The organism is Zhongshania sp., assembly GCF_047636175.1.
Classification (GTDB): Bacteria; Pseudomonadota; Gammaproteobacteria; order Pseudomonadales; family Spongiibacteraceae; genus Spongiibacter.
Map to the genome: position 1 here is coordinate 124,832 of NZ_JBLIKC010000004.1, position 12,428 is coordinate 137,259.

10 protein-coding genes are annotated in these 12,428 nt (G+C 52.0%); 2 read left to right on the forward strand and 8 right to left on the reverse strand.

The window, feature by feature from the left end:
• Positions 1-223 precede the first annotated feature (223 nt).
• Both ACI955_RS03430 and ACI955_RS03435 read right to left on the reverse strand, forming a co-directional pair.
• Positions 224-1,096, reverse strand: coding sequence for a crotonase/enoyl-CoA hydratase family protein (locus tag ACI955_RS03430; protein ID WP_415242334.1), 873 nt, complete (start codon positions 1,094-1,096; stop codon positions 224-226).
• Between the two features lie 26 nt (positions 1,097-1,122).
• Positions 1,123-1,926, reverse strand: a complete 804-nt coding sequence (locus ACI955_RS03435) for an enoyl-CoA hydratase/isomerase family protein (RefSeq protein ID WP_415242335.1) — start codon at positions 1,924-1,926, stop codon at positions 1,123-1,125.
• Between the two features lie 436 nt (positions 1,927-2,362).
• Between ACI955_RS03435 and ACI955_RS03440 the strand changes: the two genes are divergently transcribed.
• Both ACI955_RS03440 and ACI955_RS03445 read left to right on the forward strand, forming a co-directional pair.
• Positions 2,363-3,262, forward strand: a complete 900-nt coding sequence (locus ACI955_RS03440; protein ID WP_415242336.1) for a DUF6662 family protein — start codon at positions 2,363-2,365, stop codon at positions 3,260-3,262.
• A gap of 22 nt (positions 3,263-3,284) precedes the next feature.
• Positions 3,285-3,824: an FMN-binding protein gene (locus ACI955_RS03445; RefSeq protein WP_415242337.1), complete on the forward strand. Its 540-nt coding sequence runs from the start codon at positions 3,285-3,287 to the stop codon at positions 3,822-3,824.
• Between the two features lie 372 nt (positions 3,825-4,196).
• Here the strand turns inward: ACI955_RS03445 and ACI955_RS03450 are convergent, their stop codons facing one another.
• The 6 genes from ACI955_RS03450 to ACI955_RS03475 all read right to left on the reverse strand — a co-directional run bounded on the left by ACI955_RS03450 (position 4,197) and on the right by ACI955_RS03475 (position 12,374).
• Positions 4,197-4,586: an aldehyde dehydrogenase family protein gene (locus tag ACI955_RS03450; RefSeq protein WP_415242382.1), complete on the reverse strand. Its 390-nt coding sequence runs from the start codon at positions 4,584-4,586 to the stop codon at positions 4,197-4,199.
• A gap of 60 nt (positions 4,587-4,646) precedes the next feature.
• A complete protein-coding gene (locus ACI955_RS03455; RefSeq protein WP_415242338.1) occupies positions 4,647-4,781 on the reverse strand; it encodes a hypothetical protein in 135 nt (44 codons plus the stop codon).
• Between the two features lie 933 nt (positions 4,782-5,714).
• The gene (locus ACI955_RS03460; RefSeq protein WP_415242339.1) at positions 5,715-7,991 is read right to left on the reverse strand and encodes a hypothetical protein; all 2,277 of its coding nucleotides are present in this window, start codon (positions 7,989-7,991) and stop codon (positions 5,715-5,717) included.
• Between the two features lie 876 nt (positions 7,992-8,867).
• Complete coding sequence (locus tag ACI955_RS03465) at positions 8,868-9,335, reverse strand: spore coat U domain-containing protein (RefSeq protein ID WP_415242340.1); 468 nt, start codon at positions 9,333-9,335, stop codon at positions 8,868-8,870.
• Complete coding sequence (locus ACI955_RS03470; RefSeq protein WP_415242341.1) at positions 9,332-11,674, reverse strand: fimbria/pilus outer membrane usher protein; 2,343 nt, start codon at positions 11,672-11,674, stop codon at positions 9,332-9,334. Before ACI955_RS03470 ends, ACI955_RS03465 begins: the two co-directional genes overlap by 4 nt.
• Before the next feature lie 19 nt (positions 11,675-11,693).
• On the reverse strand, positions 11,694-12,374 hold the full coding sequence (locus ACI955_RS03475) for a molecular chaperone (protein WP_415242342.1): 681 nt from the start codon (positions 12,372-12,374) through the stop codon (positions 11,694-11,696).
• Positions 12,375-12,428: the final 54 nt, after the last annotated feature.

Here is a 12,428-nt window from a genome sequence, read left to right on the forward strand (position 1 = left end):
AAGCGGCTTAATGATTTTGAGTTGGCGAAGCGGATCTCGCCAAGTCGTCTTTATTAAATTTGACGCTATTGTGGGTCTTGGAGTAAGACTCGGCAAACGGTATTTTATCTACCTCGCCTTTATCCAAAAGAACTACCAAAGCTTGCGAGTAATACCTGACGAGCCCAGACTAGTTGTCTCTGCTCTCCAATATTCTAGCCAGCTGTATCAGGCACTAGACCCGTTACCACCAGGGATAAAACGCCGGCATATCTGTAGACGTTCGATCCTTAAACACCGGCGCCCGCTTCTCGAGGAAAGATTGAACCCCCTCTTTGCCACTCGTCTGGCTGGCATAATAGATCGCCAATGAATCCACTTTATGCGCTTCAAGAGGATGCGCCTGCGCAGAACACCGGTACATCATCTGTCGCGTCATCGCGATGGCTACCGGACTGTGTTGGGCAATGCGTCGCGCAATTTTATAGGCTTCTTCCAGCAGTTGATCGGCGGGGACCACTGCGGTCACAAATCGCCCGGCTAAAGCTTGCTCAGGCTTCAATATCTCGCCGCTGTAGACCCATTCCAGCGCTTGTGAAATACCCACGATACGCGGCAGAAACCAACTGGAACAGGCTTCCGGGGTGATGCCAATTTTATTGAATACAAAGCCAATACGCGCGTGCTCGGAGGCCAAGCGGATATCCATGGCACAGGTCATGGTAGCGCCAATCCCCACAGCCGCGCCATTAATGGCGGCGATCACGGGTTTATTGCAGTCGTAGATTGCCAGCGTCACGCGCCCGCCCGTGTCGCGCACGCCGGCGATAATTTCAGGATCCTCGAGACGGTTCTCCATATCATCCATGGTCGGCTTCAAGCTTTCGTTCAGACCGAAGACGTTGCCGCTCGCAGACAGATCCATGCCCGCACAGAATGCTCGACCTTCGCCGGTTACCACCACCGCACGGACTTCGTCGTCATCGCTCGCACGGTTAAAGGCCTCAATCAACTCATCGGCCATCTCTACGGTGAAGGCATTCAGATGGTCGGGACGACTCAGCGTGAGGGTCAAAATATTATCGGCGACGTCGTAGCGCAGGGTGCTGTAAGACATAGTGAATTCCATAGTTTGAAAAAAAATTAATTACCGCTAAATTGGGGTGGCCGCTTTTCGAAAAACGCCGTGGCGCCTTCTAATGCATCCTCTGTGCCTTGAGTGAGCAAAAACTGATCGGCATCCATATAGCTAACCGCGTTATCTAAAGCCGTGACGCTCACATTGATCGCGCGCTTTACCATGCGCACCGGTATCGGTGGCATGGCCGCAACCTGAGCGGCCAACTCACGAGCTCGTGTTAATGCCTCGCCAGGCGCGCAAAGGTAGTCGAATAGACCCCAACGCTCAGCCGTGGTGGCATCCAATGGCTCAGCTAAAATGAGTAACTGCTTGGTTTTGGCTGGGCCGATAAGGTGGGTGAAGCGCGGTACACTTTGCCAACTCATATTCATACCCAGCTTAAGCTCTGGCACATAGAAGCAGGCATTATCCGCCGCAACGCGCCAGTCGCAAGCCACCGCCAAGGCCGCACCGCCGCCGATACACCAACCTTCAATGGCCGCAATAGTGACCGGCTCCAGCGATTCCCACGCCGCACACATGGCAGGACCCACCTTCACCAGTTGGCGACGCTCCGCCACGGTCAGGCTAGGGGCCTTAGCGGCTTCGGGATCTTTAAGATCCATACCTGCACTAAAAATAGCGGCGTCACCGGTCAGGATGATCGCGCTCAACTCGCTGTCGAATTGTAATTCCTGGGCGAGACGTGTCAGCTCCCGCATCAGCGCATTATTCAGGCTATTAACCTTGTCGGCCGAACGGAACGTGACTTCTAGCACCCGGCCTTGCCGGTGCAAACTTAGGTATTGCCACTGCGTGTCACTCATCGCTCCCTCCTCCTGACTTTCTATCAAGCCTTTTCAATAAAGCCTGGGCATGGTTGCTGCATCGGGCCAGCACCTGCAATCCCCGTGCAAACTGTAGCTATAAACCTAGCCTAGCTTGTTATACTTTTATCTATAAATCTTCGGTCGACACCCTATTCAGTATGAGCGCGACGTAAACCACCGTATTATCAGCTGCCATAATGCTGGGGCGCTACATAGTCACTTTTTCGCTACTTAGAAGCAACTCCACGTCTAAATCGCCGTGGTAAATAAAGCCCATATCTCACTCTCCTGCCGCTACTTCCCCACGCTTCGAACACAGTCACGAAGATTCAGTCACGATGACTCAGTCATAACGATAATAATGATAATCATTTGCATTACGATTTGCATATATATATCATCCCGCCATCGATAACCAGTGAGAATTAATATCGTGAACTTAAAGTCATCCAGAATCTATGTCATTGCCAGCGCACTCACTTTAGTGCCCACCCTGTCGTCAGCAGGAGAATTGCTCTTTGCCAATGTGAAATCAGCCGAGCCATTGCCCAATGGCGCATCCGAGCTCTATCTAAAAGTGATGCAGCGAGATGGAAAAGGCACAGGTCACTACACTGCTTATGATTACACCGTGGAATATGAATACGGTGTCACTGATCGGTTTACCTTGGCCGGTGCCTTAAAAGCTTTGTCACTAGATACCTCCGGTCTATTAATAGAGGGCTACTTACCCAAGGAAAACAACATTGGCCTTAAATCTAGCGGCGCCGAAGTAGAGCTCTCTTATAACTTCCTAAAATCCGCTTTAGATAACTTCGGTTTATCTACGTCGGTCTCCTTAGATTATGACTGGTTAGACCCTCACTCGGGCCAAGACAAAACCACCATTAGCGTTGAGCTTGGGCTACAACTGCAGAAGTACTTAATGGATGGCCAGTTAATCTGGGGAGGCAATATCAACTTGGAGACCACCTGGGCGGATCGTGCCCATATCAATAATCTACCTGCCGACTTTGAATGGCCCACCGACCCTGAAGTAGAAATTGAACTCAGTTACAGCACTGGCCTTAGCTACCGCTTTACAAAAAACTGGTTCGCCGGGGTCGAAGTTCAATATCAGGAAGAATATGAAACCGAAGTTAATCGCGAACGCTGGAGCTGGTTTACAGGACCGAGTATTCACTACGGCAACAAGGACTACTGGGTAAACCTTAGCTGGATGGAACAGTTACGAGGCGGCGGCGAGAAGTACGACAATCAGCCTGATCAGAACCTCCACCTTATTGAAAAGACCGAGAGCGAAATATTGCTTCAGATTGGCCTGAATTTTTAATCCACAATAGGCCAAACTCACTATGACGCATTTTTTCAAAACACTATGTCTGATATTACTATTCACGTCAGTATCCCCGGCGATTGCAGAAGTGTTTTTCACTGAGCTGCAACTCAAGAAGACCCTATTTCCCTCTGCGGAATTAATAGCGCACCCAGTACAGATTGAACGTAGTCTCCTAAAAGAGATTAAGAACGCGACATCTGCGCGTTTAATATCTAAAAGTATCAAGGTCTGGGAAGTTCGTCAGCGAAGCCAGCTGACGGGCTGGCTATTCAATGCAGAAGTCTTGGGAAAACATGAAAATATTTTATACGCGCTAGCGATAAACACTGCCGGTACCATCACTAATCTGGAGATAATGGAATATCACGAAACTCATGGCGGGGAGGTTACTAGCGAACTGTGGCGTGCGCAAATGTTTGGCAAGAACCTCTCCAATCGACTTAAGCTGGGCACCAATATTGACAATATTAGTGGCGCCACATTATCTTGCCGGCATCTAGTAGACGGCATTCATGGCCTACTGATTGTCCACGATCGCTTGTTAAGAGGGGCATAGCAGTGCGGCCGTTATTGAAACACTCATTATATGCTGATCTATTGTTACTACTGGTCACCGGTATTACCTATGCCGTACCTAGATACTTGGATCGCTACCTATTTATCGACATCGACTCACCATTTTCCGGCTCTACTTTAATGGCATTTCACGGCCTAGCTGCCTTTGTATTCTTATATATATTCGGCTATTTGACCCGCTGCCATATTCAAGGTCGTTTACGTGGACAACAACGTTTATACAGCGGGCTCAGCATGCTGGCTGTATTAATAATCTTAAGCTTTAGCGGATATTTCCTATATTACCTAGGAGACAAAGTACTTAGGACTTGGTCGGCAGATGTTCATTTTATCCTGGGTCTTATATTGCCCCTCATCTTATTCGCGCATCGTTACTATGATCAAACGGCAGTTTAACGAAGGCCTGAGTAACATCGACGTCCCCACAAGCCAACGACACTTCACCCTCGGAAAAATATTTGGCAATTACGCATTCCAGTAACGCCGATGTTGCTGGCGTTGCCTCTGAAGGCTTTATAAACGCGCGGTTACCTGCCGCAAGTATCGAAACCAAGGGCGAAAGTGCTAAATTTATAGGGAAGTTCCATGGGCTTAGAATACCCACAACACCTTTTGGAAAGGCCTCAACATAGGTCTTAGCAACACTCATTTTCAAACTTAAATCAGGTGTGCGGCGTTCCGCTTTCATCCAGAACTTTAAATTCTTTAAGGCATGATTTACTGACTTAATACTCGTATTGATGTCGGCAAAGGAGCTCTGATCTACTGAGCGACAGCCAAAATAATGTGATAATGCCTCGCACTATGCAGTTTCATTCTCAGCCAGCATAGCTTTAACACGACGCAGGCGATCCAGCCTTATAGAAAGCGAAGGAAAACGCTTAAAATGGTAGGCACTGCGCAAAGAATCTAATTGGCGCTCAAGATGACTACTCACATCCACAACCTGCTCTAATCATTATCATTTCGAGCAAGAATATACGCCAAAAGAAATAGCGTTAACCTGACGCTATTTCTTTTCATGACAATGTCAAAAACCAAAGATCTTGACAGTGCTCCCAATCGATCCTAAGTTCAGATAAAAATCAATATATTGGGAAGCAAGCTGAATAACCGCTGGAAAAAACACGACGACGTGCCCGTCAATCAAGAGACCGCACCAAATATGTTTTTGGACTGTTTTTATCCCATTCACGTTTCTATTGGGATGAAGATTGAAGCCGGATTATTGGAGTGCGGCCGCTTAGATCGCCACCAAACTGTGATCATGTGGATACTTCGCTCAGAAACAGCTCGCAGCGGTAAGAAGGCTATCAGGCGCAAAGATATCGTGAGATTAATGACAAGCTAGTATGACATCACCAGCAGCAGTGTTTCCAAAGCCCCACTGAACTATATAGAGCTGGAAGAAGATCCAAATTCTGGACGTGAAAAACTCATCACACTCACCCCGGCAGGACAGCACCACTGCAATGAAATGATCGAGAGTGCCTGCAACGTGATTAAGCGTATTATTGAGAATTTTCTGACGACGAAAATAAAATGGGCCTTTAGATGTTTATGCGTATGGATGACGAATTTTCTAAAATCAGGAGCTGAAACTATCTTTCCTTGTAGCTATCATCGATTAGGATAGTTAACTATTTTGTAGGCTGGCGGCTCCGTTAAAAGCTTCATATACACAGCGGAGCATGCACAAGCTCCACAACTTATAATATCGCCCTCGATATGTGGCCCTAGAGTTTGCCTTTAATGGTTTTAGGCAGATATCGCAGCGACTAATAATTCCGCGCGCGCAGCTGCCGACAGTGAGCGCACAACATAGCGCTGCTTAGGGCGAACGCCAAATTCTTAATGCGCCGATAGCCCGTCAAGGGAAAACCACCGTTGACTCACCCGCCGGCATAGTCAGCACCACGCTGCCATTACTGGCCTGTAGACTTTGACCCGCCGCCTGCACGCGTTGCCCCGTGGGCAGTCCAATTAAGCGCAGTTGATAAGGACCATCACTATCTAACTCAATGCGCTTTTCTGCGCGCTCGGCAATGGCGGCTTCCTGCAAATTAATCGTTAGCGCGGCAACCTGAGTCAGGCTGGCACGAAGCTCCCCTGTCGCATTTTCTAAACTCCCCAGTTCCCAACTCAGGCTATCGCGCACCGCTGGGCTAAGGGTGGTCGCGTCGGGGAAAATAAGTTCACCGACATTGGCTTTAGTCAGCATCTCTGGCTCTGGCAGAGCACCGGACTGGGCGCGAATTTCCGCATACTCAGCGCCATCAGCGGCCTGTACGTCCTCAAGCCACCAAGCGCCACGAGGCCCCAGTCCCCAGTCTAAATTCACCATGTGTGGTTCCCAGCGGTAGACTAATTCACCGGGAGCAGAGCGCCGCTGCTCTTCAGAGGACTGCCATTGCACCATCCACTGTGCCGCTTTTTGAAAAGCGGAGTAGCCCGCATCTTTGAGCGTCCACACAATATGGTCTTCCGCCAAGTAGTGGTCAAAAACATAGCGATAGCCAAAGTCGCGCATACCGTCCGCCGTAGCTCGCGCGTCGGGAAATGGCACCAGTTGGTCGAAGGTGCCATGGGCTTGGTAGTAGCCATTCCACTTAAGGTTTTCCATTAGCTCGGGGCCCTTGGATTCAACGCAGCCGTTATTATCCAAGGAACAGGGCAACAGCTGAGCGTCGGCATGTGAGCCTGCTAGGATCACCCCGCCGAAAAAGACCTCCGGGTATTTCACCATCAAGTTAATGGAGCCTATCGCGCCCATGGAATAACCGGCAGTAAAAACCGCCTCGCTATCAATATTGAAATGGGCAGCCACATCTCGCCATACTTCCCAAAAGTCGAGCTCCGCCGCAGCCTCATAGTAACCGGCAGAACCGCGACCAAGCGGCGAGACACATACCGACTGACGTAAAGTCTCACAGGCTGCAAGCAAGAAGTTAGGTACGCTGGCGCTGTATTGATTGTGATTTTGAGTAAAACTGTGCAATAACCAAGTGTAGAGACTCGGCGCCGCCGAGGATGGCAAGTAACTGCTGGGAATATAAATCCCGTAGGGCTGAACAGCATCGTAGTAACCGGGGTCGGCAACTACGCCAGCCTCACTGCGATCTAAACCGCCGGCAAAGCTGCCATCACCCAGTTCTGAACCAGATACCGACGATATATACCAGCGGTTACTGTAACCATAACGCAGCGGCTCAGGCTCGGTCTCACCCATTCGCGTCCAGTCAATTTGTTGAGAAAACGCCGATACATCCCCGGTGTTTAATGCCGTTGACTGACTTTCATCAAACCAGAAATTAAATAATGCTGGCTCATCGTCGTAGTCGCGAAACGCCAAGTTAAACACCGGCGGCTGATTAGGGAGACTGCGAAAGCCAGCGTTGTCATTGAGAAAACCGCCCTCGCCATCATTAATGCCGGAGGCAACATAGAGGGTCCAAGGCGTATCTGTCGCCAAGCTGTCTTCTGGCAGTGCCGCTACAAAGGTGCGCGCCTCCATATCTACCGTCACCGGTGCGAACAGCTGCGGACCATTGCCATCTTTGTAATCGATAAATGCGCCGTTCGCGGAGAGTAACACCAGTGCATCTACTCCCGGACTGCGAAGGCCAGCGATGCCAGGCCAGCTGTCGCTGCCGCCTGGCTGGTTATCAACCGCAAATGCCGCCACCGGCACGCTGTGATCGATCAACGTCTGCCAGTCCACTCGTAAAAATAGCTCGCCGTTACGACGGCCCAGCGCCACAACGAACAGGTCAGCACCGTTGCCGGCCATACTCGCCTGCGGATAGTTAAGGCTGCCACCGGTGGGCGTGCCTATGCGATAAAACGGGACATTGGGCCCTTTTGCACCATTGGCATCGTAAATAAAGTCGGTCCAATAATAGGCTCCATAGGCATAGCGCCCGGTTCCCGAGGTGCGCGGCGCGCCATCATCGAATGGCCAACTCGCTGGGCGAGCCCGCAAAGGCAGTTCACCGAATGCCGCTGGCGGAGCGCCACTGGGCACAGCACCACGAGTTTGAACAATCCCCCCCTCCAGCGAGGAAGGATCGATCGACGAGGAAGATTGGCCGCCGCAAGCGGCAAGACTGATCAGCAGCGCAGCAAGCACCAATACGCGGGCGCACATAGGCAATGTCCTTATGTCACATTATTGTTATTAGTGTGATATTACACTCCTCGGTGGCCCGACGGCAAAACCCAAACGGATGAGTGGCTCAGCTAATGGTATTACCCTATTGAGTGCGAAGAATGATGTCTTCACTAACGACGTTGCGGTCCATGGCGTATATATTCCAAAAGACGCGCCCACTTCGTCCGCTGGTATTAGTGACTGCTGAGTGCTGTCGCGGTTCTCTCTGGATGGCGACGATGTCGGCGCAGGTGAAACGCTGCAAATATCAATGTTTGTACCGCGCATGTCTTCACGCAGGCACGATCACTACAAAACTTATTCAAGAACTTATTCAAGAACTAAGAGAAATCTTAAATAAGTTGCTATGAAAAAAATTTACAGGCAATTATTGTAAATAATAAAGATTAATCTGGTTTCTTATTGCGCGGATTCTGTAAGTCTTACTGCAGCCTCAATGCTAAAAGTAAGCCCTCAATTTTTGTCATCGCTCTGCCTTTTCTTGTTATGTTACGTCGATCTCTATCACATAACTAGAAACACGCCTCCTATTGATTTCACTCTCTTTACCAATCCGTTTGAGCCCCTCTTTCGCATTAGAGGGTATGGCTTTCTCATTGTCGTTAGCATTAAATATTCGTTTGAGCTGAAGGCATGCTTCAACATAACTGCCGATCTCCCTGCTCAGATTTAAAGAGCTGGTAAAAGTCATCTACAGAAGTTTTTGACATAACCCCAACGGCCTTTCTCCCCGACTCATTTCTGCCGCTAATGCGGGCCACAATATCGCGGTAACTAAGTTTGTCTGGCCTTACTGAGCGATGGATATCCACGTTCGTTTGATCTAAAAAAGCTAGTAGATACCCCGGGTGGCTAGTAGTTTACGATAATGCTTATGGTGTCAGTGTATGTGCCGACATGCCCACCACGACTCATCGTCAGAGGAAGACGGCCGTATACCGTATAAACATAGTTTTGGCCATTTACCGGATTTGCAGCGGTGACAGCGTAATTATCGCCGGAACTTCCGTCCCCCCAGACCTGTTGATGAGCGGCGTCACGATAGAGGTTGTAATCGAGAGCATGAATACCAGAAACCATACTGCGTTGACTATAACTGCCATTTCCCGCTGAGAGGGCGATCGAGTAGCCCGCAACATCGGTGCAGTTCACCGTGATGCTGCCGGTACTATCTACATAGCTCAGAGTCAGCGGATTGAAGCTGCCGAAGCTGACAACCGCGGCGCTTACTTGACAGCTAGCCGCCTCCACACCAGATGCCATCATCAGACCAGCCACGTACACCAGCATGCCACCTCGCCATGATGAAGTTGCCTTCATGGCCGCTCTCCGCAAGTCATCGGTCCGATACGCGGCTCGCGCGGTCCGGCGGGGTCCAGTTGGAGGATCAGGTGGCAGGCCCCCTCCTTCCATTGCACGCTTAGGTTATTGCTATCAGAAAGGTTCATCAGATAGACCTCTCCACGCTTGCCGACGAGAAAATCCTTCTCACCTGGCGGCACGGTCACGCGGGCCCCGGCAGGCACCACCGTGCCATCGGCCTGGCGTAGTAGCACAAGTGCATTGCGTGAACGATGCACAGGGAAGTCAACCAGCAGGCCACTGCGTGCAAACGGCACGGCGATCTCCTTGACGCTCTGAATCTTGATATCGAATGGCAGTTCGACCGGGTCAATGGTGAGCTGGTTCGTCTGATAAGGCAGCAGGTCGGGAACCAAGGCCATGCCGCTGCCGTTGGTAATAGCGATCAGCTGATTGCTTCGGTAGATCGGAACATCTTCAATGCTACCGACCTTGACCACGGCAAAACTACCGGCACCGATACTGCGGGCGGCGAAAGCGTGCCCGCCCAACCAGCCGACGGAGCCACTGGCACCCAGGCGAAAAGCCCGACCGTTGGCCGTACCGGAGGCTTCGGCGCTGAAGCTCCCGCCGCTGGTATTTCGGGTGAGCCCCCCGCGCCACCGTTGATCGGGATCGTCACTGACACTCAGTCGCCAGCCAGATCCGGTGCCGCCCCCCGGCTTTGACTGGCTCAGCTCTGCCCGGTTGACCGTGTTGCGGTTGCTACCACGGCTGGTACTGGCACTTGCTGTACGCCGCCCCCCGCGCGACAGGTTGAGGGTGATACCAGCGCTCCAGCCACGCTCAAGGTCAAGGTCCTGACTTACATAGCTGCTCAGATAGATACCCTTTGACAGCGTCACACCCACGTTTACGGTGAGTAGATCCAGGCGGTCATCGTCCCAGGACTTCTGAGCCGTGTAGTTGATGGCCGCCGAGACATTCCCCGGTAGCAATGTGCCCAAGCCTGCACTGAGGCGTTCGCGTGGCCTGATTTCGTTCGGAAAAGCTGCGAACTGAACGAAATCACGATCGAAGTACTCCCAACGCAGAGAACCACTTCCCCTTGAGGCGCGGCGCTCCAGACCGAACAGATAGTGGTTGCCGCGGATGTGTTCTGTACTGGCAGTTGCAACCGAGACTTCGACCGTAGCGAACGAGCCAAGCAGCGCCACGACATCACCCCCGACTGCCTGCCTGTGAGGCTGAATCTCTAGGCGAGTCTCTCCCGTCAGTGCCGAGGTCAGACCATACCGCCGGGTGACGGCAAGAAAGGCACTGCCATAATCATTGCTTAGTCTGCCGTAGCTCTCCCGCAGGAACCCCGCCTCGACAGAAAAATCAGACAGGCCCTTTGCCAGCAGGCGAGGAGAGGAATAATAACTCTGGTTGATGATACTCTCGCGCCCGAGCAGATCGCGCACGATCAGATTGATTTCCCCTGCGCCGTTCGTAACGGGCACGTTGGTCAGCTCGAATGGGCCCGGATTGACCTGTTCGGTCTTTTGCCGCCGATTGTTGATCAATACATCAATCGTGGAAGGCAAGGCCGCCGTACCAGAGAGAGTGGGCATGGGCATGGAAATGAATCCCGGCCGCAGGGAGAAGTCACGAGCCCAGCGAATGCCTGTATAGCGCGCCGGCCGGCTCCAGGCACCACCATCGCCAATGGTGTCTCCCAGCACCAACGTTTCCATCGGACCGGGGAGATCCTTGCGCCAGTAGCTTTCCGTGCGCACGACTTGATTGCGCTGCCGGTTACCGGTAAATACAAGGCTGGATACAACCGACCCCCATCTGCCGAAGGCTATGCCTTCAAGCAGAAGACCGTGACTCTGGTAGCCACGATCGCCGCTGCTTACGCTGGAATCATAGTCGAGATAGAAACCAGGCCGAACCGTGTCTGGCAGTGAAGCCACCACACTATGTCGGTTGATCTCACTACCTGTGAAAGCAGATGCCGGTGCCGTAATCGTCAGGGTCAACTGTCCATAGTCGAGCTTGTAAGTTAGGTCGGCAACCGATTCCAGTGCGTAGCCATATTGGTCGTACGGTAGCTGCAAGGGCTCCCGATCTGGCAATCGCAGACGGGACAAGTTCCAGGTAGCAAGCTCGAGGGCGAGCCGGCCGTCAACCAATTTCTCCACGCGCACAACCTCGGGCAGCAGTTGAGTATTGATGGTGACATTGAGCAACAGGGTTTCAGGGCGCCCGATGTCCTTGCCTTCATCAGCTGCCGATACACCGAAGGCAAGTAGGGTGACAGCTAGCAGGACAAATTTCTGGAGCCACCGACGAAGTTCAACATGGCTCATGAGAGACTGATCCTGTTGGTTACAGGCCGGGACTCGGCAATTTGAAACTCATCCGGCCGGCTGAAGTCACGGCAGTGATGGTCAATCGACCGGCAGACACTGGCGGTGGAGCAAACGTCCACTGCATCCAGGCACCTGCCAGGATGCGGTTACCTGCCCCCAGATCCTGTTGCCAATTCCTGCCATTCACAATTAGGGTACGCACCTGCACATATTGGTCGCCGTCGTTCTCCAGACGCACGCAGTCCGGTTCAGCGGAATTCGGGCACTTTCCAAGATGCAGCTTCGGGCCGATCTTTCCAGTTCCCGCGACAAATACCGGAAGACGGTGCGAGAAAACCACGTTGACGCCGTTTACCTCGCTCTGACGCTCAATCGCGCTGACATCATCCAGCACCAGACGATAGGCGCGCTCCGTAACGGCGACCGTTGGACGTCTCTGGGTGACGCGGAATATCTGAGTTCCTCGAGGCTCGATTTTGGCGATTGCAGGAGCGACCAGCAAATCAGTACTTTCCTCGAGGTGGACTTCGCCATTGACCTGGGTCCATGCAAGGACTTGCTGCTGCAAGGTCAATGGCAAGTCTGCGTCATTGGTGACAGTGATGGTCACCACAGGATTGGCGCTCGACAACTCCACTTTCACCGGAGTTATTGTCACGGCCACGGCAGCACTGGTCAGGAGGCCACCAACAGCCATAACCGCCAGCCGGTAAAACCTGCCCCCGCTCGACCTAGACTCAGGTGAAACGTC